At 63.8% G+C, this 23,603-nt stretch carries 21 protein-coding genes and 1 pseudogene; 10 read left to right on the plus strand and 12 right to left on the minus strand.

Going from position 1 to position 23,603, the window contains the following annotated elements:
* Together GM676_RS11890 and GM676_RS11895 are read right to left on the minus strand one after the other, a co-directional pair.
* A complete protein-coding gene (locus GM676_RS11890; protein ID WP_155463781.1) occupies positions 1-1,365 on the minus strand; it encodes a fibronectin type-III domain-containing protein in 1,365 nt (454 codons plus the stop codon).
* A complete protein-coding gene (locus GM676_RS11895) occupies positions 1,362-3,140 on the minus strand; it encodes a S8 family serine peptidase (protein ID WP_155463782.1) in 1,779 nt (592 codons plus the stop codon). Before GM676_RS11895 ends, GM676_RS11890 begins: the two co-directional genes overlap by 4 nt.
* Before the next feature lie 297 nt (positions 3,141-3,437).
* Between GM676_RS11895 and GM676_RS32175 the strand changes: the two genes are divergently transcribed.
* Both GM676_RS32175 and GM676_RS32180 read left to right on the plus strand, forming a co-directional pair.
* Positions 3,438-4,352: a PEP-CTERM sorting domain-containing protein gene (locus tag GM676_RS32175; protein WP_229262645.1), complete on the plus strand. Its 915-nt coding sequence runs from the start codon at positions 3,438-3,440 to the stop codon at positions 4,350-4,352.
* A complete protein-coding gene (locus tag GM676_RS32180) occupies positions 4,349-5,212 on the plus strand; it encodes a PEPxxWA-CTERM sorting domain-containing protein (protein WP_155463783.1) in 864 nt (287 codons plus the stop codon). The genes GM676_RS32175 and GM676_RS32180 overlap by 4 nt, the downstream gene beginning before the upstream one ends.
* On the opposite strand, the gene GM676_RS11910 is transcribed toward GM676_RS32180, so the two are convergent.
* The 3 genes from GM676_RS11910 to GM676_RS11920 are packed head-to-tail and all read right to left on the minus strand — an operon-like array spanning position 5,209 to position 8,106.
* Entirely contained in the window at positions 5,209-6,063 is an 855-nt protein-coding gene (locus GM676_RS11910) for a sulfurtransferase (RefSeq protein WP_155463784.1), read from the minus strand. The genes GM676_RS32180 and GM676_RS11910 overlap by 4 nt on opposite strands.
* A gap of 9 nt (positions 6,064-6,072) precedes the next feature.
* Positions 6,073-6,996, minus strand: a complete 924-nt coding sequence (locus tag GM676_RS11915) for a DMT family transporter (RefSeq protein WP_155463785.1) — start codon at positions 6,994-6,996, stop codon at positions 6,073-6,075.
* A gap of 9 nt (positions 6,997-7,005) precedes the next feature.
* Positions 7,006-8,106 carry an aromatic ring-hydroxylating oxygenase subunit alpha gene (locus tag GM676_RS11920; RefSeq protein WP_155463786.1) on the minus strand — a complete coding sequence of 367 codons (1,101 nt, stop codon included), beginning with the start codon at positions 8,104-8,106 and terminating at the stop codon, positions 7,006-7,008.
* Positions 8,107-8,336: 230 nt separating this feature from the next.
* Between GM676_RS11920 and GM676_RS11925 the strand changes: the two genes are divergently transcribed.
* The 3 genes from GM676_RS11925 to dxs are packed head-to-tail and all read left to right on the plus strand — an operon-like array spanning position 8,337 to position 11,353.
* Positions 8,337-8,594 carry an exodeoxyribonuclease VII small subunit gene (locus GM676_RS11925; protein WP_155463787.1) on the plus strand — a complete coding sequence of 86 codons (258 nt, stop codon included), beginning with the start codon at positions 8,337-8,339 and terminating at the stop codon, positions 8,592-8,594.
* Positions 8,591-9,481: a polyprenyl synthetase family protein gene (locus GM676_RS11930; protein ID WP_155463788.1), complete on the plus strand. Its 891-nt coding sequence runs from the start codon at positions 8,591-8,593 to the stop codon at positions 9,479-9,481. The genes GM676_RS11925 and GM676_RS11930 overlap by 4 nt, the downstream gene beginning before the upstream one ends.
* Positions 9,482-11,353: a 1-deoxy-D-xylulose-5-phosphate synthase gene (gene dxs / locus GM676_RS11935; RefSeq protein ID WP_155463789.1), complete on the plus strand. Its 1,872-nt coding sequence runs from the start codon at positions 9,482-9,484 to the stop codon at positions 11,351-11,353.
* Here the strand turns inward: dxs and GM676_RS11940 are convergent.
* A pseudogene (locus tag GM676_RS11940) lies at positions 11,340-11,513 on the minus strand (SGNH/GDSL hydrolase family protein); the annotation flags it as partial. The gene dxs and the pseudogene GM676_RS11940 sit on opposite strands and share 14 nt — an antisense overlap.
* Before the next feature lie 158 nt (positions 11,514-11,671).
* Between GM676_RS11940 and GM676_RS11945 the strand changes: the two are divergent.
* Positions 11,672-12,409, plus strand: a complete 738-nt coding sequence (locus tag GM676_RS11945; RefSeq protein ID WP_371866206.1) for a M48 family metalloprotease — start codon at positions 11,672-11,674, stop codon at positions 12,407-12,409.
* On the opposite strand, the gene GM676_RS11950 is transcribed toward GM676_RS11945, so the two are convergent.
* Entirely contained in the window at positions 12,406-12,960 is a 555-nt protein-coding gene (locus GM676_RS11950; RefSeq protein ID WP_155463790.1) for a cob(I)yrinic acid a,c-diamide adenosyltransferase, read from the minus strand. The genes GM676_RS11945 and GM676_RS11950 overlap by 4 nt on opposite strands.
* 6 nt (positions 12,961-12,966) lie before the next feature.
* The gene (locus GM676_RS11955) at positions 12,967-13,524 is read right to left on the minus strand and encodes a suppressor of fused domain protein (RefSeq protein ID WP_155463791.1); all 558 of its coding nucleotides are present in this window, start codon (positions 13,522-13,524) and stop codon (positions 12,967-12,969) included.
* Between the two features lie 101 nt (positions 13,525-13,625).
* Between GM676_RS11955 and GM676_RS11960 the strand changes: the two genes are divergently transcribed.
* From GM676_RS11960 to glcF, 3 genes are read left to right on the plus strand one after another with little or no spacing between them, the layout of a single operon-like run.
* Positions 13,626-15,104, plus strand: coding sequence for an FAD-linked oxidase C-terminal domain-containing protein (locus GM676_RS11960; protein ID WP_155463792.1), 1,479 nt, complete (start codon positions 13,626-13,628; stop codon positions 15,102-15,104).
* Between the two features lie 2 nt (positions 15,105-15,106).
* A complete protein-coding gene (gene glcE / locus GM676_RS11965) occupies positions 15,107-16,162 on the plus strand; it encodes a glycolate oxidase subunit GlcE (RefSeq protein ID WP_155463793.1) in 1,056 nt (351 codons plus the stop codon).
* On the plus strand, positions 16,152-17,369 hold the full coding sequence (glcF, locus tag GM676_RS11970) for a glycolate oxidase subunit GlcF (RefSeq protein WP_155463794.1): 1,218 nt from the start codon (positions 16,152-16,154) through the stop codon (positions 17,367-17,369). Before glcE ends, glcF begins: the two co-directional genes overlap by 11 nt.
* On the opposite strand, the gene GM676_RS11975 is transcribed toward glcF, so the two are convergent.
* The 4 genes from GM676_RS11975 to GM676_RS11990 all read right to left on the minus strand — a co-directional run bounded on the left by GM676_RS11975 (position 17,361) and on the right by GM676_RS11990 (position 22,836).
* A complete protein-coding gene (locus GM676_RS11975) occupies positions 17,361-19,856 on the minus strand; it encodes a putative bifunctional diguanylate cyclase/phosphodiesterase (RefSeq protein ID WP_229262646.1) in 2,496 nt (831 codons plus the stop codon). The genes glcF and GM676_RS11975 overlap by 9 nt on opposite strands.
* A 164-nt stretch (positions 19,857-20,020) precedes the next feature.
* Positions 20,021-20,506, minus strand: coding sequence for a glutathione peroxidase (locus GM676_RS11980; protein ID WP_155463795.1), 486 nt, complete (start codon positions 20,504-20,506; stop codon positions 20,021-20,023).
* Entirely contained in the window at positions 20,506-21,642 is a 1,137-nt protein-coding gene (locus GM676_RS11985) for a PilT/PilU family type 4a pilus ATPase (RefSeq protein WP_155463796.1), read from the minus strand. The genes GM676_RS11980 and GM676_RS11985 overlap by 1 nt, the downstream gene beginning before the upstream one ends.
* A gap of 150 nt (positions 21,643-21,792) precedes the next feature.
* Positions 21,793-22,836 (minus strand): type IV pilus twitching motility protein PilT, encoded by a 1,044-nt coding sequence (locus tag GM676_RS11990; protein WP_155463797.1) that lies wholly within the window; start codon positions 22,834-22,836, stop codon positions 21,793-21,795.
* 60 nt (positions 22,837-22,896) lie between these two features.
* Between GM676_RS11990 and GM676_RS11995 the strand changes: the two genes are divergently transcribed.
* Positions 22,897-23,601 carry a YggS family pyridoxal phosphate-dependent enzyme gene (locus GM676_RS11995; protein WP_155463798.1) on the plus strand — a complete coding sequence of 235 codons (705 nt, stop codon included), beginning with the start codon at positions 22,897-22,899 and terminating at the stop codon, positions 23,599-23,601.
* The last annotated feature ends 2 nt before the right edge of the window (positions 23,602-23,603 follow it).

Genomic DNA, 23,603 nt, shown 5'->3' on the forward strand with positions numbered 1-23,603 from the left:
TTAGCGCGCGCTGACGCGGCGCTTGTCCGTGGCCGTCGCCGGCGCGACGTCGCGCGTGTCGAGATTGATTTCGGTGAGCGTCACCGCGCGGCCGTCCGGATTCAGCAAGCGCACCCCGCCCAGATAGCGCTTGCCTTGCTCCAGGCCGCTCCAGCTGACGCCGACGCTGGCCGTGCCGCCTTGCCTGACTTGTCCCGGCAACGCCACCTTCAGATTGCCCTTGGTGTCGTTGGGAATGGCGGTGGCGTAGGACAGCGTGTAGCTGGTGCTGGCGCCGTTCTTCAGCTGATAGCCCAGCACGCAGACCTTGACCACGCCCATCGGCAAGTTGGTCAGGGTGACGCTCTCGTTGGCGCCGGCATGGGCGCTGTAGGCGATCAGGTTGTTGCGCTGGTCGAGCACGGCGAGATCGAGGTCGTCATCATCGCCGCCGGCGCTGTCGCGGCTGGACAGTTCGAAGCGCGCGATCATGGTCTGGTTGGGGATGCCCAGCGTCACGGCCTTGACGCCGGCGCCACGCGCGGTGCAGGCCGCCACCACGCCATCCATGGTTTCCAGCGAGCCCGGCGCGGCTTGCGTGACCGTTTGCGCCAGACGCGTGTATTCGCGCATGCCGGCCTTGAGCGCGCCCAGCATGCCGTTGAAGCCGGTCACCACGTCCAGCTGCCGGCTGCCGCTGACGGTGCTGGCCGATACCAGCGCCGGCGCATAGGCGCCGCTGTTGTAGCGCGCCAGCAGTGGGCTACGCACCTTGTGTTCACTGTCGTTCCACACCAGCTCGCCGACTTGCCAGACGCCGTCGTCGGCGGCGGTGCGCTCCAGCGCCACCGTGTAGCTTTGGGTTTCGCCGGGCGCCAGGCTGAGTGTGAACGGCGTGACCGTGACCGCGAAGCCATCCAGGCTGGCGCTGGCGGTATAGACGGCGGCCTTGTCGCCAACGTTGGTGACGCGGCGTTGCACGCTCTGGTTGCCGACCACGGCGGGCAGGGTGATCGAGGCCAGGTTGAGCGCATGGCCGGGCAGGGCGTCGCTGGCGCAATCGCGGCTGTCGGTGGTGATGCCGCAGATGTAGCGCTGGTAGTCGGACGCGGCGACGTCGTACACCAGGCCGGGATCGGCGGCGTTGTTCGGCACCACCAGTCCGGCGCCTTGGCCCCACGGCAGGGCGCCGTCTTCATCGCCGCCGGGCGCGGTGGGCAGCACGCTGCGGGTGCTGGTCATCAGCGCCGACTTGATGGCGGCTGGCGACCAGTCGGGATGGCGCTGTTTCAGCAGCGCCGCCAGCCCCGCCACATGCGGCGTGGCCATCGAGGTGCCGGTCAGGTAATTCGAGACGCTGTAGGCCGGCGCGCCGCCGGCGATCACGGCGCATGCTGCGCGCTGTCCAGACTGGGCGAGATGCCGGCCAGGATGCCGACCCCGGGCGCGCCCAGGTCCGGCTTGAGCACGCCCGGATCGAACTGGTTGGGGCCGCGCGAGGAAAAGTCGGCCAGCACCGGGCCGGTCATCGGCGTCAGCGCGCTGGCGCTCAGCGCGGCGGTGGCGCCGGCGGTGGCCGCGTAGGCGTCGATCAGGGCGCCATCGGCCTGGCTGACGTGGATGGTGGGCAGCGGATAGATGTCGAGCATCGGGCCGTTGCCATCGTCCAGCACGATCATGCCAACGCCGCCGGCGGCCGCCACCGCCGCCGCCTTGGCGGACAGCGCGTTGTCGCCGCGCTGGCAGGCGACGATCTTGCCGGCCACCTTGGCCGGGTCGAGCTGGGCGATCGGATGGACCGCGTCGTAGACATCCTCGCGCCGCAGGCAGTGGGCGGCGCGGCTGATGTCGGCACCGGCCGCCACCGCGTCTTCGCCGCGGACCAGGGCGGTGCGCGGCAGCGGCGTGACGCCCAGCGAGTCGCCGCTGAACTGGCGGCCGTCGCCCAGTGTGACGCTGGCGCGGTAGGTCTTGTCGTGGCTGGTCGCGGCCACCGTCGCCAGCCAGGGACTGATGTGCGACACGGTGTTGCCGGGGCCGTCATTGCCGGCGGCCGCCGCGATGAATACGCCGGCCTCGGCCGCGTGGCGGAAGGCTTGCGCCACCGGGTCCAGCGGGCTGCTGCCGCCGCCGATCGAGTAGTTCAGCACGTCGACGCCATCGCTCACGGCCGCCTCGATCGCCGCCAGGCTGTCGCTGCTGTAGCAGGTGTTGTCGATGCCGCTGGGAGAGGAGCCGCCGACGTTGAAGCTCCAGCAGATCTTGTACACGGCAAGGCGCGCGCGCGGGGCGATGCCGCTGCGCCGTCCCAGCAGCTCGCCATTGCTGGCCTGGGCCGGCACGTTGCGGTTGCCGGCCGCGGTGGACGAGGTATGCGTGCCGTGGCCGCCTTCGCCGGCCGGGCGCGACAGCGAGTCGCGCGGCGAGCGGAATTCGCTCCAGTGGATGGGCGCGCCGCCGGCGCGGAAGCCCTGGTCGAAATAGCGCGCGCCGATCAGCTTGTTGTTGCAGTGGGCGGCGTTGAAGCCTTCGCCGGTCTGGCACACGCCATGCCAGCGCGCCGGCGGCGGACCGTAGGCCGGCGTGCCGCTGCTGGCGAAAGTGGGCTGGCCGGCGTCATCGACGCGGTCGGCGTAGGACAGGTTTTCCGGCCAGACGCCGGTATCGATGACGCCAACGATCACGTCTTCGCCGGCATGGACCTGGCCGCCGAGCTGGTCCCACAGGCCGCCCGGTTGGTCCAGGCCGAGGAAGGTGGGCGTGTAGTTGGTGACCGGGTGCTGGCGTTGGTCGGGCGTGATGCGCAGCGTCTTGCCGCTGGCTTTCAGGGTGCGCACCTCGGCATCGGTCAGGTGCGCGGCAAAGCCGTTGAACACTACCTGGTACTGGTGGGTGATGGCGGTCGCCGGCAGCAGCGCGGCCAATTGCGCTTGCTGGGTGCCAAGATAACTGCGGTAGCGGGTGGCGTCATTGCCGGCCAGCTCGAGGCGCTGGCCGGGAGAGGCCTTGGTGGCGCGCAGCCCGGCAAGATTGCCGCTGTAGGCCGCCAGCGGCTGGTCGGCCAACTGCACGATGTAGGACCGGCGCAGCTCGTCGGCATGGACCGGGCCGGCGGTGGCCAGCAGTGTCATCGTCGCCAACAGTACTTGCTTCGTTGCCATAAAGCGCTCCCATGAGGTTGATGAAAGATAGCCATTTAATCAAGAAACATGGAAAAGAATTCAATCGAAATTGTTACATGGTTAAAAAAATACAACGATTTATGATCAATTTAATGTGACTAAGTAATGATAAAAAGTCACTGAATAATCGTGATTTTCATAGGTGGAAGCGCTACCGTAATACAGGCTAAATTGTGTTGAAATTTTTACTTTTGGAAAAAATAAAAAATTTCAATTGTATAGACGAACCAAATCGTGCTGTGCATACTTGGTTTCCTGCTAATTCAAGGAGGAGCCATGAAAATTGCCGCAATCAATGCAGTGGCAGCCTGTCTGGCGCTGGTCGCCAGTCCGGCTTTTGCCGCTGCCTACAGCAGCGCCACCCTCGGCACCGTGACGGTGACGCTGATCGATCTGGACCCCAATGACGGCGTGGCCGCCAGCATTTCCTTCCTGCCCAACGAGATCAAATACGCCGGCGGCGCCTACCTCTACGGCGAAGCCGAGACCGGCCTGACCGGCGGCTACGATCCCGGCCATCAGCTCGCGCGCTATGAAAAAACCGGCGCCTGGCAAACCACCAATGTCAGTGCCAGCGCCCACACCAATCTGGCCACGTCCTCGGCCAGCGTGACCGGTTCCGCCGCCGGCCCGGGTTTCAGCGCGCTGAGCTTGTCGGGCGCGGCCCAGAGTTCCAGCACCGACCATGCGCGCTATTACGCCTACGCCGGCGTGCCGGCCTCGCATCTGAACACCGGCTTCATCCTTTCGGCCAACACCATGGTGACCTTTTCCTTCGACGCCGCTGTGAGCGCTAACACCACGCTGGGCTACACGCCGGGCGCGCTGGAAGGGGAGGCCGCCTCGGCCACGTTGCGCCTGTACGCGGGCGCGTTCGGCGCCGACGATGCCGCCGTGCTGGCCGGCACGCACGAGCACAGCGTGAGCGTGATGTATCAGGACGGCGATGTGCCGGGCGGCGCCAGCGACAGCTGGAGCGGCCTGATGTCGGCCAGCTTCAGCAACCTGGGTCATCAAAGCGGACGCGGCGAATTCTGGGCCGAGGCCAGCATCGGCGGGCGCTCGGTGATCTCGGCGGTGCCGGAACCCGGCGCCTGGGGCATGCTGCTGGCCGGCCTGGGACTGCTGGGCGTGGTGGCGCGCCGCGCCAGCGCGCAGGCTAATCGTTGCTTATCAAGGAGAATGTCATGAAGCGTTTTTTGATGCATATCCTGGCGGCCGCCTGCCTGGCCGCGAGCGCCGGCACGGCCTGCGCCAACGCCAGCAGCAGCGCCACTTTCGGCAGCCTGGTGATCACCCTGACCGACCTGAATCCGCACGACGGCATCGCGCCGTCGTTGTCATTCAGCGCCAATGGCCATGCCTATGTGCTGGGCGAAACCCTGGGCTGGGGCGAGACCGAGGAAGAAAGCATTTACGCCTACACCGCCGCGCAGCAGCAGGGCGTGCTGTCCGGCCATACCCATGGCGACTGGTCGTCGGCCAGTTCCAGCGTCGCGGCGGCCGATACGCTGGCTGGCTTCACCGCGCTGTCGGCGAGCGGCGGCGCGGCCAGCGGGCTGGATGGTCATGGCGCCTACCGCAGCCACGCCACCGGGTCCGATCCCTTCCTCAACAGCTTTATCTTGTCGGCCAACACCCGGGTGACGTTCAGCACCACGGCCGCCATGTCGGTGCAGACCAGCATGGGCTACAACCTCGACGCCGATCAGGACGAGTACGCCAATGCCCACATGCTGCTGGCGGTGAATGGCAGCGTCGACGGCATCGACCAGAGCGACGTGCAGGAGCGCCAACTGAGCGCCACCTTCGCGGTGCGCGACGACGGCAGCACCATGGGCGTGCGCGACAGCTGGAGCGGACTGTTGACGGCCAGCTTCTCCAACACCAGCGCGCTGGACGCCTACGGCACCATGCAAGCCTTTGTCTCGACCGAGGGCTGGTCGGCCAACTGGGACGGCGTGACGCCAGTGCCGGAACCGGAAACCTGGGCCATGCTGCTGGCCGGACTGGCGTTGGTTGGCGCCGCCAGCCGCCGCAAGGCGATCTAGTTCGAACCGGTGGCGACCGGGCGGCCCGGATCGGCCACCCACTCGCTCCACGAGCCCGGGTACAGGGCGGCGCCGGGCAGGCCGGCTACTTCCAGGGCCAGCAGATTGTGGCAGGCGGTGACGCCGGAACCGCATTGCATGATGGCCTTGGCCGGTTCGGCAAACAGCGGCGCGAATTCGGCTTTCAGTTGGGCGGCATCCTTGAAGCGGCCCTCGGCCGTCAGGTTGTCCTTGAAGAAGCGGTTTTTGGCGCCCGGGATGTGGCCGCCCACCGGATCGATGGTTTCGTTCTCGCCGCGATAGCGGTCGTTGGCGCGGGCGTCGACCACGGTGCGCGCCTGCGCCGCCAGGTTGGCCACCACTTCGTCCACCGACACCGTCGCCACCAGCGACGGCTGCTCGCTGATGTTGCCCGGCGCGCGGCCCGCGGTCTGCGTCACCATGGCCTGACCGGCGGCCTGCCATGCCACCAGGCCGCCGTCCAGCACCGCCACCGCCGGATGGCCCACCCAGCGCAGCAGCCACCACAGGCGCGCCGCGAACATGCCGCCGTGCGCGTCGTAAGCCACCACCTGCGTGTCGTCATCGATGCCCCAGCCACGCAGGGTTTCGATCAGGGCCGCGCGGCCCGGCAGCGGATGGCGGCCACGGAACTTGCCGTCCGCACCCACCTTGGCGCCCGACAGGTCCGTGTCCACATTGGCGAACTGCGCGCCGGCGATGTGGCCGATGGCGAAGCTGTCGCGCCCCGCGTTCGGGTTCATCAAATCGTGGCGGCAATCGAGAATGACCCACTTCGGATCGTTCAGGTGCTGGGACAGGGTGGCGGCGTCGATCAGGGTAGTGTGCATGGATGGTCCTTATACTTCGCTGGCGATAGGATCGGTAGAGGCAATGGCCTTACCGCGTTCGGTATTGCGGGTATTGTAGAACGTCGCGGCCATGCCGGACGCGAGAATGATACCGATGCCGGCCCAGCTATGCCAGTCGAACACGTCGCCGAAGATGAACACGCCCCACAGGCTGGAGAACACGATGCCGGTGTACTGCAAATTGGCCACCACCAGCGTGTTGCCCAAGCGGTAGGCGCGCGTCATGGCGATCTGCGCGCTGGTGGCGCACACGCCGATGGCCAGCAACAGCAGGCCGCTGCGCCAGCTGCTGATCGGATGGAACACCGGACCGTCGCCGCCGCCGGTGAGGAACACGCCGACGATGCCGGCCGCCAGATTCATCACGGTGAAATAGAACACCACGCGGTTTTCCGGCTCGCCGGCCAGCCCCATTTTGCGGACCTGCATGTAGGCGGTGGCGGTAATCACGCTGGAGCCGAGCGCGATCAGGGCCGGCGTCAGCTGGTTGGCGTGGAAGGCGGGGCGCAGCAGCAGGGTGACGCCGACAAAGCTCAGGCCGACCGCCACCATCAGCGGCCATTTGACGTCATTCCTGGCATGCCACCAGCCAAGCGCGAACAGCCACGCGGCGATCCAGATCGGCGACATGTAGTTGAGGGTCATGGCGGTGGCCAGCGGCAGCTCGCCGATCGAGTAGTACCACAGCCACAGCGAAGTCACGCCGATCAGGCCGCGCCACAGGTGGGCGCCCGGCATGGCGGTACGGAAGGTTTCGCCGGACAGCTTGATAATCATGCCGAGGGCGATCACGCCGACCACGCCCCGGTACAAGACTAACTCGGATGTTGAAAACTCTGCGGAGGCCAGCTTGACGCACACCCCCATTACCGCAAACATGAAACTAGCAAACAACATCCAGAGTGACTGCATCGTGAAACCTTATAAACTCATTTTGCGTTGATACCACTCGTGGAAGTGCTGCATGCCGTCTTCCATCGGTGACTGATACGGCCCACCGTCCGTTTCGCCGCGTTCCATCAGGGCTTTGCGGCCGGCGTCCATGCGCTGGCCGATCTCATCGTCCTCGATGCAGGTTTCCATGTAGGCCGCGCGTTCGGCCTCGATGAATTCGCGCTCGAACAGCACGATTTCTTCCGGATAGTAGAACTCCACCACGTTTCTGGTGCGGTTCGGGCTTTCCGGCCACAGGGTCGAGACGATCAGCACGTGCGGATACCACTCGACCATGATGTTCGGGTACAGGGTCAGCCAGATGGCGCCGTACGGAGGCGGTTCGCCGCCGCGGAACTTCAGCACCTGCTCCTGCCAGTGCTTGTAGACTTCCGAGCCGGATTTCTTCAGCCCCTTGTGCACGCCCACGGTCTGCACGCTGTACTCGCGGCCGAATTCCCAGCGCAGGTCGTCGCAGGTGACGAAGCTGCCCAGGCCGGGGTGGAACGGCTCGACGTGGTAATCCTCCAGATAGACCTCGATGAAGGTCTTCCAGTTGTAGTCGCAGTTGTGCACCTCCACGTGGTCCAGCATGTAGCCGCTGAAATCCAGATCCTTGGTCACGGACAGGTTATTGAGCTGCTCCATCACGTTGTAGCCGTTTTGCTCGAACAGCAGGCCGTTCCAGCTTTGCAGCTTGGTTTTGGGCAGGTTCAGGCACGGCGTTTCCGGAAAGTGCGGCGCGCCGATCAGTTCACCTTTGAGGTCGTACGTCCAGCGATGCAGCGGGCAGACAATGTTGTTCGCATTGCCACGGCCGTTGAACATCAGCGCCTGGCGGTGGCGGCAAACGTTGGAGAGCAACTCCAGCCCGTTGGCGTTACGCACCAGCATGCGTCCTTCGTTCTCTGCGGCAAGGGTGGCAAAGTCGCCGATATTCGGCACCATCAGCTCGTGTCCGACATAACGCGGACCGGCCTTGAAGAGTTGCTGGATTTCGCGCTCCAGTAGCGCTTCGTCGAAATAGACGTTAACCGGAAGTTGCGCGGTTGGCCGCGCTAGCTTGGCGTGGGTACCCAGATCGGACATCCAAACCCCCCTTAATTAAAAATTCAAACCAAGAAGAGACAGAATCCGTAAAGACGACCCGCATTCTTATGCGTTGAGGTGGTATTTAGGACAGAACCGGCGATTATACCGTCTTTTGCACAATTCGGGGGCGTGCCCGGTAATTGCGATAAAATCCAGAGTTGGCCTCTAATGTTCCACCGGATCAGGTGGTTTGCTCTAAAATATCGGGCTAAGATAACTGAGTGACTATGTCTAAGAAATTAACTGCTGACGCGACTGCCGCCGCCCCCGTCTCGTTTGAAGAAGCCATGGCGGAACTGGCGCAACTGGTCGCACAGATGGAGGCCGGCCAACTGCCGCTGGAAGCCTCGGTTGCCGCCTACGCGCGTGGTTCGGAGCTGGTGAAGTTCTGCGCCGCCCAGCTGGAAAAGGTGGAATCGCAGGTCAAGGTACTGGAGGGCGAAATGCTCAAGCCTTTCGTGGTCACCGGCGAGGGCGAACAATGAACGCCGCTTTCGAAGACTGGATGAAAACCGTGCAGGCCGGATCGGAAAACGATTTATCCGGTTATCTGCCTGACGCCGAAGTTATCCCGGCCAAGCTGCACGAAGCCATGCGTTATGCGCTGCTGGGCGGCGGCAAGCGTGTACGCCCGCTGCTGGTGTACGCGGCCGGCGCCCTGTTCGGCGCCGATGCCGCCACGCTGAGCCGCGCGGCGGCGGCGGTGGAAATGATCCACGCCTATTCGCTGGTGCACGACGATATGCCGTGCATGGACGACGATGAACTGCGCCGCGGCAAGCCGACGGTGCACGTGGCCTACGACGAGGCCACCGCGCTGCTGGTCGGCGACGCGCTGCAATCGCAGGCTTTCCTGGTGCTGTCCGAGGCGACCACGGTGCCGCCGGCGCGTCTGGTGGCGATGCTGCGTTTGTTGGCGCATGCCTCCGGCTCGGCCGGCATGTGCGGCGGCCAGGCCATCGATCTGGATAGCATCGGCATCAGCCTGACGCTGGAGCAGCTGGAACAGATGCACCAGCTGAAAACCGGCGCCTTGCTGCGCGCGTCGGTGGTACTGGGCGCCCTGGCCGGCAAGGATCTGAGCGAACAAGAATTGAACGCGCTGAATGTGTATGCGCGCGCCATCGGCCTGGCGTTCCAGGTGGTGGACGATGTGCTCGACGCGACGGCCGATTCGGCCACGCTGGGCAAGACCGCCGGCAAGGACGCCGCCGATAACAAACCGACCTATGTATCGATACTGGGTCTGGAGCCATCGCGCGCGCTGGCGGAAAAATTGCGGCTCGACGCGCACGCAGCGCTCGCACCGTTTGGAGAAAAAGCTCTGCGATTACGCGAACTCGCGGATTTGATCGTGCAGCGGAAGGCTTAAATGAACTTGCTCGAAAAAATAGATTCCCCGGCCGACGTACGCAAACTGCCGTACAGCCAACTGACGCCGCTGGCGCATGAACTGCGCGCTTACCTGCTGGATTCCGTGTCCAAGACCGGCGGCCACCTGTCGTCCAATCTGGGCACGGTGGAGCTGACGGTGGCGCTGCACTATGTGTTCAACACGCCGCACGACCGCATCGTGTGGGACGTGGGCCACCAGACCTATTCGCACAAGATTCTGACCGGTCGCCGCGACAAGATGTCGACGCTGCGCCAGCTGGGCGGCATTTCGGGCTTCCCGAAGCGCGACGAATCCGAGTACGACACCTTCGGCACCGCTCACTCGTCGACTTCGATTTCGGCGGCGCTGGGCATGGCGCAGGCGGCCAAGATCAAGGGTGAACATCGCCACGCCATCGCCGTGATCGGCGACGGTTCGATGACGGCCGGTATGGCCTTCGAAGCGCTGAACAACGCAGGTGTGCAGGACGACGTCAATCTGCTGGTGATCCTGAACGATAACGACATGTCGATCTCGCCGCCGGTGGGCGCGCTGAATCGCTATCTGGCGCGCCTGATGTCGGGCCAGTTCTACGCCGCCGCCAAGAACGTTGGCAAGTCGATGTTGCCGGCACCTGTGCTGGAGCTGGCGAAGAAGCTGGAAGAACACGCCAAGGGCATGGTGGTTCCGGCCACCATGTTCGAGGAATTCGGCTTTAACTACATCGGCCCTATCGACGGCCACGATCTGGACTCGCTGATCCCGACGCTGCAAAACATCAAGCAGCTGAAAGGCCCGCAGTTCCTGCACGTGGTGACCAAGAAGGGCCAGGGCTACAAGCTGGCCGAGGCCGAGCCTATCCTGTATCACGGCACCCCCAAGTTCAATCCGGCCGAGGGCATCAAGCCGGCCGCCGCGCCATCGAAGAAGACTTACACCGAGGTGTTTGGCGACTGGCTGTGCGACATGGCGGCCGCCGACAAAAAGCTGGTCGGCATCACGCCGGCCATGCGCGAAGGCTCGGGCATGGTGCGCTTCGATCAGGAATACCCTGATCGCTACTTTGACGTCGGCATCGCCGAGCAGCACTCGGTGACCTTTGGCGCCGGCCTGGCATGCGAAGGCCTCAAGCCAGTGGTGGCGATTTACTCGACTTTCCTGCAACGCGCTTACGATCAGCTGATCCATGACGTGGCGCTGCAAAACCTGGACGTGACCTTTGCGCTGGACCGCGCAGGCCTGGTCGGTGCGGACGGCGCCACCCATGCAGGTAACTACGATCTGGCTTATCTGCGCTGCATCCCTAACATGGTGGTGATGGCGGCGTCGGACGAAAACGAATGCCGCCAGATGCTGACCACCGGCTATCACTACAACGGCCCGGCCGCGATCCGCTATCCACGCGGCGCCGGCGTTGGCGCGGCGATTGCGAAGGAGCTGACGTCGATTAAAATCGGCAAGGGCGAGATCAAGCGCCAGGGCCAGAAGATTGCGATCCTGGGGTTTGGCTCGATGGTGGCGCCTTCGGTGGCCGCCGGCGAGACTTTGAACGCCACCGTGGCCAATATGCGCTTCGTCAAGCCGCTGGACGTGGAGCTGGTGAAGCAGCTGGCTGCCGATCACGATTACTTCGTGACGGTGGAAGAGGGCTGCATCATGGGCGGTGCTGGCGCCGCCGTGGCGGAAGCGCTGGCCGCCGAGGGCATCATCAAGCCCATGCTGATGCTTGGCCTGCCGGACAAGTTCATCGATCATGGCGATCCGGCCAAGCTGCTGGCCAGCGTGGGCCTGGATGCCGCGGGCATCACGGCTTCCATCAAACAGCGTTTTGCCGGCGACGAGCCGCGCCTGGTCGTTAATAACGGCTGATTACACGCGCCGCTTCGGCGGCGATTGCTTGGTAGCCGGCGTCGCCCGGGTGCAGGTGGTCGCCGCTGTCGTAGCGTTGTTGCATGCGTGACGGATGGTCTTTGTCGCGCAGCAGCGCATCCACATCGGCCACCGCGTCGAACTCCTTGCTCTCCCTGATCTGCGGTCGGCAGTCATCGGCGCTGCGCGCACGGCTGCTGCTGGATTATCTGACTGCCAAGATTGCCGCCCTGCCGGGCTACGCCGCCACCTGATTTTCCTTGCCTCCGCCGAGGTGTGACCTATATTGATATAAATAGTTTATATCAGGGGGGCGCGGTGAAAGCGTTACTCGCCAGTTTGCTGCTATCGACGGCCGCCGCTTCGGCGCAGGTGCCGGAATCCGGGCGTGTTCAGGAACTGAACTTCAGCGCCGAAGAGGTGGATGCCCGCATGGAAGACCGCTATATCGACCGCACCGTCGGGCTGGCGGCTGCCGGCAAGCTGGATGAGGACCGCGCCCTGCTGGCGCGCCTCCGCTACATCAGCACCCAGCTGATACGCGAAGCTATCGAGTTGAAACCGGAAGCCGCCGCATGGCAATGGGAAGTGCACACCACCAGCGATCCTGAAGTTGACGCGATCTGCATGGCCGGTGGGAAGATCCTGGTCGGCAGCGCTTTTGTGCGCCAGTTGGCGCTTACCGACGGCGAACTGGCGACCTTGCTGGCACACGAAGTGGCGCACGTGGTGGCCGAACATGCGCGCGAAACCTTTTCCGAAGCGATGCTGCTGAACCGTTTGCCGGCGGTGCCGCTGGAGGTGGTGATGGCGCGGCTGGACAGCGATTTGTCGCTGCAAATCCGCCTGTCGAAATTGTCCAGCCTACAGGAATCCGAGGCCGACCAACTAGGTATGGTACTGGCGCACCGCGCCGGCTGGGCGGCGGATGATATGGTGAGTTTCTACCGCAAGCTGGCCGCCAGCGAACAATCGGCGCTGGTGTCCGGCGCTTACCCGGCCACCGCCTCGCGCCTCAGCATGGCGCGCGGGATGACCCTGCTATTCGACTACTAGCCGCGCTTGCGCTCGTGCTGCCACAGCACGTCGCTGCCGCCGGCGTAGCGGTTCAACACGCGGGACAGCACAAACAACAGATCCGACAAGCGGTTCACATACTGGCGCGGATGCTCGTGGATGGTCTCGGCCTTGCCCAGCGTGACGATGGCGCGTTCGGCACGGCGGCACACGGTACGGCAGACGTGCGCCTGCGCCGCCGCGCGCGAGCCGGCCGGCAGGATGAATTCCGTCAGCGGCGGCAGGGTGGCGTTGTACTTGGCCAGCAGCTCGTCCAGGCGCTCGACATGCGCTTCCTTGATCATCTGATAGCCCGGGATGCACAACTCGCCGCCCAGATCGAACAGATCGTGCTGGATGGTGACCAGTTCCTCGCGCAGGTCGGCCGGCATGTCTTCGCACAGCAGCAGGCCGATATGCGAATTCAGTTCATCCACCTCGCCGATGGAGGTGATGCGCACGCTGTCCTTGTCGGTGCGGCTGCCGTCACCGAGGCCGGTGGTGCCGCCGTCGCCGGTGCGGGTGGCGATTTTAGAGAGTCGGTTGCCCATGATGGATCAGCCTTTCGGCGCGATGCTGGCGCGGCGTGGGTTATAGGGATCGAAGCCCGGCGTGTTCCAGAAATCCTGGATGCCCTTGGATTCGTACATCGGCACTTCCTCGTCGTACATCGGGAACAGGCCGGCCAGGAAGATGGTGCGGTCCGGCAGTTCGAATTTGATCTGCTCTTCGTTCATGAACTGCGGGCGATAGACGAAGCAGGCGTTCATGGCGCTGTCCTTCGACATCGGCTGATCCAGCTTGAACGAGGCCTGATAATGGAACGAGCTGTCGTTAAAGAAGGACTGCGCGATGTAGGCGGCGGCGCTGCCCCAGCCGGTGTCCTTGGTATGCAGCGTGAAGCTGAGTTCCGGCTTGCCCTGTTTCCAGTTGGGGTGATTGGCGTTGGACAGGCCGCAAGTGACGGCGGTGAGCATGTCCTGCGCCGGGAAGTCCTCAAAATAAAAGATCAGCATGCGTGGAAGGTTATCCAGCGCCACCTGACCAATCCTGGCCTGCACGCCGAACCGTTCTTCCAGCGCCAGGAGCCAAGCCTGTTCGAAATTGTATTCCATACTCGTGTTCCAGTAGTTGTAGTAGCTGCGCCCGAAAGAATACAACAAATCAGCGTTTGTGCTTACAATTGTTCCAATCCGTGTTTTCAGGCGCATAACCCATGAACACTGTTTCTGATCTTGTCGCGCGGCGGGCGCAGGTGGCGGCGGCTTTGCAGCAAGTGCTGCCGGCGCGTGCTGTGTTGTCGGCGTTGGAGGATACCCGTCCGTATGAATGCGACGGGCTGGCGGCCTATCGCCAATTGCCGATGATTGTGGTGCTGCCCGATAGCGAGGAGCAGGTGGTGGCAGTGCTCAAGGTCTGCCGCGAGCTGGGTGTGCCGGTGGTGCCGCGTGGCGCTGGCACGGGCCTCTCCGGTGGCGCGATGCCGATAGCCGATGGCGTGGTGCTGTCGACGGCGAGGCTCAATCGCATCGTGCGCATGGATGCGTTTTCGCGTACAGCGGTGGTGCAGCCGGGCGTACGCAATCTGGCGATATCGGAAGCGGCGGCGCAGTATGGCTTGTACTACGCGCCCGACCCGTCGTCGCAGATCGCCTGCACCATCGGCGGCAATGTAGCCGAGAATTCGGGCGGTGTGCATTGCCTCAAATACGGCCTGACAGTACACAACGTGCTGCGTGTACGCATGGTGACCATGGATGGCGAGGTGGTGGAGCTGGGCAGCGAGGCGCTCGATGCGCCGGGACTCGATCTGCTGTCGGTGTTTATCGGCTCCGAGGGGATGCTGGGCATCGTCACCGAAGTGACGGTGAAGCTAGTACCCAAGCCAGCCACCGCGCGCGTGATCATGGCGTCGTTCGATGAGGTGGTGAAGGGCTGTCATGCGGTGGCGGCGCTGATCGCCGCCGGCATCATTCCGGCCGGACTGGAGATGATGGACCAGACTTCCTCGCGCATGGTGGAGCCGTTCGTGAAGGCCGGCTACGATACCGATGCCGCCGCCATCCTGCTGTGCGAAGCCGACGGCACGGTAGAGGAAGTGGAAGAGGAAATCGCCCGCATGTCGGCGGTGTTGAATACGGCCGGTGCGATCGCCATCGCCGTGTCGCAGTCGGAGGCGGAACGTCTGAAATTCTGGTCTGGCCGCAAAAACGCTTTCCCGGCCGCTGGCCGCATCTCGCCGGATTACTACTGCATGGACGGCACCATTCCACGCAAGCGCCTTGGCGAAGTATTGGCCGGCATCGCGGCGATGGAGGTCAAGTATGGCCTGCGCTGCGCGAATGTATTCCATGCCGGTGATGGTAATCTGCATCCGCTGATCCTGTTCAATGCGAATATCCCGGACGAATTCCACCGCGCCGAGGCGTTTGGCGCGGAGATCCTGGCGCTGTGTGTGGAAGTCGGTGGCACTATCACCGGCGAGCATGGCGTCGGTATCGAGAAGATCGATTCGATGTGCGTGCAGTTCAAACCTGCCGAGCTGGAAGCGTTCTTCTCGGTGAAGCGCGGTTTCGATCCGCATGGATTGCTCAATCCCGACAAGGCGATCCCCACGCTGAACCGCTGCGCCGAATTTGGCAAGATGCGCGTCAGCGGCGGCGCACTGCCATTTTCCAACCTTCCGCGTTTTTGAAGATGACTGTCTACGACGATTTCGCCGCCCGCATCCGCAGCACGCAAACGCCATTGCGCATACGTGGCGGCGGCACCAAGGACTGGTATGGCCAGGCGCTGAGTGGCGACGTGCTGGATACGCGCCTCAACAGCGGCATCATCTCTTACGAGCCGACGGAACTGGTGATTACCGCGCGTTGCGGCACGCCGCTGGCGGAGATCGAGGCTTTGCTGGCGCAGCACAACCAAATGCTGGCGTTCGAGCCGCCGCGCTATGAAGGTTCGACCATTGGTGGCGTGGTGGCCAGCGCGCTCTCCGGCCCGCGCCGCGCCAGTGCCGGCGCGGTGCGCGACTTTGTGCTGGGGGCAGTGCTGATGGATGGCCGCGGCGAGATTCTGCGCTTTGGCGGGCAGGTGATGAAGAACGTCGCGGGCTACGACGTGTCGCGCTTGCTGGCTGGTTCGCTGGGCACGCTGGGCTTGATATTGGAAGTGTCGCTCAAGGTGCTGCCTGTGCCGCTGCGCGAGGCCAGCCTGCGTTTCGAGATGAGCGAGATCGAGGCGTTGCGGCGCTTGAATGAATGGGCAGGGCAGCCGTTGCCGGTATCGGCCAGTTGCTGGCATCAGGGCGTGTTGTCGTTGCGCTTGTCGGGTGCCGGGGCGGCGGTGGAGGCGGCGCAGCGCAAGCTGGGCGGGCAGGCGCTGGATGATGGCGAAGCTGCGACATTCTGGGCCTCCCTGCGCGACCAGACGCACACATATTTCGATGGCGGCAGCTTGTGGCGCTTGTCGGTGCCGTCACATGCCAGCGCGCTCATTTTGGGTGGCGAGCAGTTAATTGAGTGGGGTGGTGCACAACGCTGGCTCAAGCTGGCGGATGATGGCGCCGGGCGCGCTGGCGCGATACGCCGCAGTGCGGCCGCCGCGGGCGGGCATGCGACCCTGTTCCGTGGAGGTGACAAGGGCGTTGGCGTGTTCCATCCGCTGGCGCCGGCGGTGGCGAAAATTCATGAGCGGCTCAAGCAGTCGTTCGATCCGGCCGGTATCTTCAATCCTGGGCGCATGTATGCAAACTAATCTGGCGGACTTCATCAAGAACACCCGCGAGGGCGAGGAGGCCGAGGCCATCTTGCGCGCCTGCGTGCACTGCGGCTTTTGCACGGCGACCTGTCCGACCTATCAGCTGCTGGGCGATGAATTGGATGGGCCGCGTGGACGCATCTATCTGATCAAGCAGGTGCTGGAAGGCGCGGAGGTAACGGCGAAAACGCAGACGCACCTGGACCGCTGCCTGACCTGCCGCAATTGCGAAACCACCTGTCCGTCGGGCGTGAAGTATGGGCGGCTGGTGGATATTGGCCGCAAGGTGGTGGAAGAACGCGTGCCGCGCCCGCTGGGTGAGCGCATCAAGCGCAAGGTGTTGGCGGAGGGCTTGCCGCGCAAGGCTTTGTTTGGCGCGGCATTGAAGACAGGGCAGATATTCAGGCCGCTGCTGTCGCCGGCCTTGCAGGACAAGGTGCCGGGGCGGCAGAATGCCGGCGTGTGGCCGGCGCGCGAGCATGCGCGCAAGATGCTGGTGCTGGATGGCTGCGCGCAGCCGGCCATGGCGCCCAACATCAATGCCGCCACCGCGCGCGTGCTGGATGCGCTGGGTGTGCAGCTGATTGTCGCGCCGCGCGCAGGGTGCTGCGGTGCGCTGCGCCACCACTTGAACGAGCAGGAAGCGGCGCTGGATGACATGCGCCGTAATATCGACGCGTGGTGGCCGTACGTGGGCACGGTCGAGGCGATTGTCATGACGGCGTCGGGCTGCGGCGCGACGGTGAAGGAATATGGCCACCTGCTGGCGCACGATCCGTCGTATGCGGAAAAGGCGGCGCGCGTCTCGGCGCTGACCAAAGACCTGAGCGAGATCATGCCGCAGTTCGAGGCGGAACTGGCGCAGAAGGCTCGCAGCGGCGCCGGGCGCGTGGCCTTCCATCCCCCTTGCACACTGCAACACGGCCAACAGATTCGCGGCAAGGTCGAATCCGTGCTGCGCGCGGTGGGCGTGGACGTGGTGCTGTGCGCGGACAGCCATCTGTGCTGCGGCTCGGCTGGCACCTACTCGCTGCTGCAACCGGAACTATCGCTGCAACTGCGCGACCGCAAGCTGGCCAACCTGCAAGACACCGGCGCCCAAACCATCGTCTCCGCCAACGTCGGCTGCACCGCCCATCTGCAATCGGGCACCGAAACGCCGGTCATGCACTGGATAGAACTGATCGACAAAGCCTTAAATTAAAGCCAGCTGCGAAGTGCCGCCTGCCGGTTCGCCGTGCAGGCTGACGATAGGTGGCAGGCTGGCGGCAGCCTGCCACACGGCCGCCTTGTCAAAACTGGCGACCCATGACAACACCTCATCGGCCGGCATCGGCCGCGCAATGCCGTAGCCCTGGGCCAGATCGCAGCCAAGGCGCATCAGCATGGCGCCGTGTTCGATGGTCTCCACGCCCTCCGCAATCACGCCCAGGCCGAACGAGCGCGCCAGTCCGATCACCGCGCTGACCAGATGCAGGTCATCACGGTCCACCAGCATATTGCGCACGAAGCTCTGGTCGATCTTCAGCATATCGGCCGGTAGCCGCTTCAGGTACGACATGGACGAATAGCCGGTGCCGAAATCGTCCAGCGCAAAGCTGATGCCCAGCGCCTGGCAATCGAGCATGATGCTGCGCACATGTGCGATGTCGCTCAGCGCCGACGATTCCAGTATCTCCAGCTCCAGCATATGCGGCGGCACGTCCGGATACTCGGCCAGTATCGCCGTCAGCCGCTCGACGAAATCGTGGCGCTGGAAATGGCGCGCGGCGATATTCACGCTGATCACCCAGTTGGCGTCAAACACGCGCCACGATTGCAGCTGGCGCAGCGCCTCGCGCAGCACCCATTCGCCGATATCGATGATCACATCGCTGTGCTCCACGATCGGCAGGAACTCGCCCGGGCCGATGATGCCGCGTTGCGGATGCGCCCAGCGCAGCAGCGCCTCCATGCCGATGATGCGGCCCTTGCGCATGTCCAGCTTGGGCTGGTAGTACAGCGCCAGTTCGTTGGCGCGCACCGCCGCCCGCACCTCGGTGCGGCGGTTGTAATGCGTGCGCACCTGCTCGTCCAGGTCCGCGTCGAAGAAGTGATAGCGGTTGCGGCCCGTGATCTTGGCCTGGTACAGCGCCTGGTCGGCGTGGCGCAGCAGGCTGTCGGCGCTGATGTCGTTGCCGGTATAAACCGCGATGCCGGCGCTGGCCGACATGCTGACCGCCTCGCCCTCGCACACGTAATCGCGCGCCAGCGCCGCCAGCAGCTTGCTCATGGCATGATCGATGGCGCCGCGGTCGTACAGCTCGGGCAGCAGCAGCACGAATTCATCGCCGCCCAGGCGCGCCACGTAATGACGCTGACCGGCGAAGTCGTGCAGGCGGCTGGCGGCCTGCTTGAGTATCTCGTCGCCCACCACCTGGCCCAGCGACTGATTCACATGCTGGAAGTGATCGAGGTCGAACAGGCACACGGCCAGCAGGTGGCCATGCTCGCGCGCGCGCTGTACTTCCTGCTCGAAGCGCTGCGCCAGCGCGCTGCGGTTGGGCAGTCCGGTCAGAATATCGTGATTGCTCTGCCAGGAAATCTGCTGCATCAGCTGGCGGCGCTCGGTCACATCGCGGAACACCAGCACCGCGCCTTGCACCTCGCCCTCGCGCGTGCGGATGGCGTTGGCGGTGTATTCAACGGTGCAGGTCTGGCCCATCCGGCTGCGCAGGCTTTGGTTGCCAACCTTGACCACCTCGCCCCCGGCGGTAACCGCCCGCATGGATTTCAGCAGCGAGTGCTGGCCGAAGTTATTCGCCAGGATGAACACCTGATGCAGCTCCATGCCGCGCGCGCGCGACTCGTGCCAGCCGGTCAGTTGCTGCGCCACGTCGTTGATGGTTTCGATGCGTCCGGTCAGGTCGGTGGTGATGACGGCATCGCCGATGGAGGCCAGCGTCACCTCGATGCGGTCCTTCTCCGCTTGCAGCTGCTGTTGCGCCAGCAAGGTGCGGGTCAGCTGCGCGCTCAGGTCATTCTGGCTTTGCTGGAGCTTGTGCACCAGCGCCTGCACGCGTTGCGCCATGTTGTTGAAGGTACTGGCCAGCATGCGTCCCTCCAGCGTGCCGCGCACCGGCAGGCGCACCGCATGGTCGCCGTTCTGGAAGCGGTTGGTGGCCTCGGCCAGGCGGCGCAGCATGCGCTTGTTGGCGAAGATGATAATCCCCAGCAGCGTGTAGATGATGGTGACGTTGAGCGCCGAGATCAGCGCCTGCTGGTGCACGCTGCGCCACACCTGCGCCAGCGGCAGCACCGGCTCGAAGCTGAGCACCAGCGTGGCGCTGCCGATATCCACGGTGCGGTTGAAGCTTTCGATATGGCTGAAGCGCGGGAACCAGCCGGGATAAGGCGGCGTCGCGCGCGTGGTGCGCAGCGCCTCCAGATGGCCGCCGGCGTAATCGAGCCGCGCGGCCGACAGGTCGGCGTTCAGCAGCAGGGCAGAGGACAGGGTGGCGTCGATGCTGCCGCGATCCGGCGTGGCCAGGGCCGGTTGCAGGGTCTTGCGCAAATGCGTGGCCAGTTCGCCGGCGTCTTTCAGGTAGCGCGCCTGGGCGTAGCTGGTTTCGGATGCCAGCATCAGGTGATAGCGCACTCCCACCACCACCGCGATGATCACGAAGATAGGCAGGAACAGCCGCGAATACATCCCCATTCGCAGCCAGGGCCCCACTATTTTTCCTAACAAGGACATAGGCAACTGAGATGATCGGAACCAAAGCCCATTATTACTTAAAAGTTAAACTTCATGATGTTTTTTCGGAAAACGTTTTCGATATTTTTCCTATTGTCATGGACATATTGTTGCGGCATTTATTCAGCCAGCAGCTTTTCAATGTCCGCAATCAGTTCCGCCGGCTTGGTGGTGGGGGCGTAGCGGTCGTAGACGGTGCCGTCCTTGCGGATCAGGAACTTGGTGAAGTTCCACTTGATGCCCTCGGTGCCGAGGATGCCGGGCGCATCTTTCTTGAGTTTCTGGAACAGCGGGTGGGCGTGCTCGCCGTTGACATCGATTTTGGCGAACAGCGGGAAGCTGACGCCATAGTTCTTTTCGCAGAAGGCGCCGATCTCGTCGGCATTGCCCGGTTCCTGCGCGCCGAACTGATTGCAGGGGAAGCCCAGCACTTCCACGCCGCGCTCCTTGAACTGCTGGTACACCTGCTCCAGGCCCTGGTACTGCGGCGTGAAGCCGCACTTGCTGGCGGTGTTGACGATCAACAGCACCTTGCCCTTGTACTGGCTCAGGTTGACGGGCTGGCCGGACAGGCTGTCGGCGGAAAGGTCGAAAATCGTGCTCATTAAACGATCCCCAAATGTTCGGTGCCGGCCGACAGGTCGCGGTTTTTCGCGGCCTTGCCTTCCAGCTTGATCGCCAGGCGCAGATCGTTGACGGAATCAGCGTTGCGCAGGGCGTCTTCGTAAGTGATGAGGTCGGCTTCGTGCAGGTCGAACAGCGACTGGTCGAAGGTCTGCATGCCGAGCTCGCGGGATTTCTTCATCAGCTCCTTGATCTCGTGCACCTGGCCCTTGAAGATCAGGTCGGAAATCAGCGGCGAGTTCAGCATGATCTCGATGGCGACCGCGCGGCCCTTGGATTCCTTCTTCGGAATCAGGCGCTGCGAAATCATGCCTTTCAAATTGAGCGACAAGTCCATCAGCAGCTGTTGGCGGCGCTCCTCGGGGAAGAAGTTGATGATGCGGTCGAGCGCCTGGTTGGAACTGTTGGCGTGCAGCGTGGCCAGGCACAGGTGGCCGGTTTCGGCGAAGGCGATGGCGTGGTCCATGGTCTCGCGGTCGCGGATCTCGCCGATCTGAATCACGTCGGGCGCCTGGCGCAGAGTGTTTTTCAGCGCCACTTCCCAGTCGTCGGTATCGACGCCCACTTCGCGCTGGGTGACGATGCAGTTCCTGTGCGGGTGAACGTATTCGACCGGATCTTCAATCGTGATGATGTGGCCGTAGCTGTTTTCATTGCGGTAGCCGAGCATGGCGGCCAGCGTGGTCGACTTGCCGGAGCCGGTGGCGCCGACCATGATCACCAGGCCGCGCTTGGACATCACCACCTCCTTGAGCACCTCGGGCAGGCCGAGGTCTTCCAGTTTCGGGATTTCCGAGGTGATGGTCCGCAGCACCATGCCGACCGAGCTCATCTGCACAAAGGCGGAGACGCGGAAACGGCCGATATCGCCGGGGCTGATGGCGAAATTGGCTTCCTTGGTCAGCTCGAAATTGGCGGCCTGCTTATCGTTCATGATGGAGCGGGCCAGGTCCAGCGTGTGGGCCGAGGTCAGCACCTGCGAGGACACCGGCGTCATCTTGCCATCGATCTTGATGGCGGGCGGGAAGCCGGCGGTGATGAACAAGTCCGAACCCTTCTTCGCCAGCATCAGGCGCAGCAGGTCGAACATGAATTTGGAGGCCTGGTCGCGTTCCATGATCAATCCTTAAATTCGGGGTCATAAATTCGGGGTCAGGTCCTCCATTTCTACACGGCCTCTGCGGTAGCGCTGCTAGCGCAGAGGCCGTGTAGAAATGGAGGACCTGACCCCGGAGTTTAGCCGAAATGGAGGACCTGACCCCGGAGTTTAGCCGGGGAAGTTTTCCGGCGTCTTGGCGGCGCTGCGGGCGGCGGCGCTGCTGATGATGTTGCGGCGGACCAGGTCGGTCAGGTTCTGGTCCAGTGTCTGCATGCCCACGCCGCTGCCGGTCTGGATCGCCGAGTACATCTGCGCCACTTTCGCTTCGCGGATCAGGTTGCGGATGGCCGGCGTCGCCACCATGATTTCGTGCGCCGCCACGCGGCCGGCGCCGTCCTTGGTCTTCAGCAGCGTCTGCGAGATCACGGCCTGCAACGATTCCGACAGCATGGCGCGCACCATTTCCTTTTCATCGGCCGGGAACACGTCGACAATACGGTCGATGGTTTTCGCCGCCGACGAGGTGTGCAGGGTGCCGAACACCAGGTGGCCGGTCTCCGCCGCCGACAGCGCCAGGCGGATGGTTTCCAGGTCGCGCAGCTCGCCCACCAGGATCGCATCCGGGTCTTCGCGCAGCGCCGAACGCAGCGCGTTGTTGAACGACAGCGTGTGCGGCCCCACCTCGCGCTGGTTGATCAGGCATTTCTTGGACTCATGCACGAACTCGATCGGGTCCTCGATCGTCAGGATGTGGCCGTACTCGTTTTCGTTGAGGTGGTTGATCATGGCCGCCAGCGTGGTCGATTTGCCGGAACCGGTCGGCCCCGTCACCAGCACCAGCCCGCGCGGTTTCAGCGCAAATTCGGCAAACATCTTGGGCGCGTTCAGGTCTTCCAGGCTGAGGATCTTGGATGGAATGGTCCGCAACACCGCCGACGCGCCGCGCTCCTGGTTGTAGGCGTTGACGCGGAAACGCGCCAGCCCCGGGATCGCGAACGAGAAGTCGATCTCCAGCATTTCCTCGTACACCTTGCGCTGGCCGTCGTTCATGATGTCATAGATCATGCCGTGCACGTCCTTGTGCTCCAGCGGCGGCAGGTTGATGCGGCGCACGTCGCCGTGCACCCGTATCATCGGCGGCAGGCCGGCCGACAGGTGCAGGTCCGAGGCCTTGTTCTTGACAGAGAATGCGAGTAGTTCGGAGATGTCCATTTATAATCCCTGCTGAATATTGCCCGAGTGGCCAGTTTTAACGCTTTTGACTCGATGATTATGTCCCCGATCCGCCAAAACTTGCAAGCAATCACCGCGACAATTGTTGCCTCAGCCCAAGAATCGGGCCGGCAGCCGGACGCGGTGCGGTTGCTGGCCGTGTCCAAGACCTTTGGCCCGGAGGCCGTGCAGGAGGCCGTGGCGGCCGGCCAGCGCGCCTTCGGCGAAAATTATTTGCAGGAGGGGCTGGATAAAATCCGTGCACTGAATGATGCCGGCGCGCCGGCGCTGGAGTGGCATTTCATCGGTCCGATCCAGAGCAACAAGACGCGCCCGATCGCGGAGAACTTCGCCTGGGTGCACACGGTCGAGCGCGAGAAGATCGCGGCGCGGCTGTCCGAGCAGCGGCCGGCCGGCTTGCCGCCGTTGCAGATTTGTTTGCAGGTGAATATCAGCGGCGAGGCCAGCAAGAGCGGTGTCGCCCCGGAGCAGGTGGCGGCGCTGGCCCACAAGGTCGCCGCGTTGCCGAATCTGACCTTGCGCGGCTTGATGGCGATCCCCGAGCCGGCCGTGGAATTTGAGCAGCAGCGCGCGGCCTTCGCCCGCCTGCGCGCTTTGTACGAGCAACTGCGGGCCGACGGGCTGGCGCTCGATACGCTGTCGATGGGCATGTCGGCCGACATGCGGGCGGCGATCTTCGAAGGCGCAACCATGGTGCGCGTCGGCAGCGCGATTTTTGGCGCACGAAATTACAACAAGGCTTGAGA

Source organism: Duganella radicis (assembly GCF_009720825.1).
Classification (GTDB): Bacteria; Pseudomonadota; Gammaproteobacteria; order Burkholderiales; family Burkholderiaceae_D; genus Rugamonas; species Rugamonas radicis.

Bases quoted from the DNA above. Each gene is read 5' to 3' on its own strand.
- GM676_RS11960 (WP_155463792.1), top strand. From the start codon at position 13,626: ATGAACACTGTTTCTGATCTTGTCGCGCGGCGGGCGCAGGTGGCGGCG.
- GM676_RS11975 (WP_229262646.1), bottom strand. From the start codon at position 19,856: ATGTATTCGCGGCTGTTCCTGCCTATCTTCGTGATCATCGCGGTGGTG.
- GM676_RS11920 (WP_155463786.1), bottom strand. From the start codon at position 8,106: ATGTCCGATCTGGGTACCCACGCCAAGCTAGCGCGGCCAACCGCGCAA.
- GM676_RS32180 (WP_155463783.1), top strand. From the start codon at position 4,349: ATGAAGCGTTTTTTGATGCATATCCTGGCGGCCGCCTGCCTGGCCGCG.
- GM676_RS11915 (WP_155463785.1), bottom strand. From the start codon at position 6,996: ATGCAGTCACTCTGGATGTTGTTTGCTAGTTTCATGTTTGCGGTAATG.
- GM676_RS11910 (WP_155463784.1), bottom strand. From the start codon at position 6,063: ATGCACACTACCCTGATCGACGCCGCCACCCTGTCCCAGCACCTGAAC.
- glcF (WP_155463794.1), top strand. From the start codon at position 16,152: ATGCAAACTAATCTGGCGGACTTCATCAAGAACACCCGCGAGGGCGAG.
- GM676_RS11925 (WP_155463787.1), top strand. From the start codon at position 8,337: ATGTCTAAGAAATTAACTGCTGACGCGACTGCCGCCGCCCCCGTCTCG.
- dxs (WP_155463789.1), top strand. From the start codon at position 9,482: ATGAACTTGCTCGAAAAAATAGATTCCCCGGCCGACGTACGCAAACTG.
- GM676_RS11930 (WP_155463788.1), top strand. From the start codon at position 8,591: ATGAACGCCGCTTTCGAAGACTGGATGAAAACCGTGCAGGCCGGATCG.
- GM676_RS11950 (WP_155463790.1), bottom strand. From the start codon at position 12,960: ATGGGCAACCGACTCTCTAAAATCGCCACCCGCACCGGCGACGGCGGC.
- GM676_RS11995 (WP_155463798.1), top strand. From the start codon at position 22,897: ATGTCCCCGATCCGCCAAAACTTGCAAGCAATCACCGCGACAATTGTT.
- glcE (WP_155463793.1), top strand. From the start codon at position 15,107: ATGACTGTCTACGACGATTTCGCCGCCCGCATCCGCAGCACGCAAACG.
- GM676_RS11980 (WP_155463795.1), bottom strand. From the start codon at position 20,506: ATGAGCACGATTTTCGACCTTTCCGCCGACAGCCTGTCCGGCCAGCCC.
- GM676_RS32175 (WP_229262645.1), top strand. From the start codon at position 3,438: ATGAAAATTGCCGCAATCAATGCAGTGGCAGCCTGTCTGGCGCTGGTC.
- GM676_RS11895 (WP_155463782.1), bottom strand. From the start codon at position 3,140: ATGGCAACGAAGCAAGTACTGTTGGCGACGATGACACTGCTGGCCACC.
- GM676_RS11985 (WP_155463796.1), bottom strand. From the start codon at position 21,642: ATGGAACGCGACCAGGCCTCCAAATTCATGTTCGACCTGCTGCGCCTG.
- GM676_RS11955 (WP_155463791.1), bottom strand. From the start codon at position 13,524: ATGGAATACAATTTCGAACAGGCTTGGCTCCTGGCGCTGGAAGAACGG.
- GM676_RS11990 (WP_155463797.1), bottom strand. From the start codon at position 22,836: ATGGACATCTCCGAACTACTCGCATTCTCTGTCAAGAACAAGGCCTCG.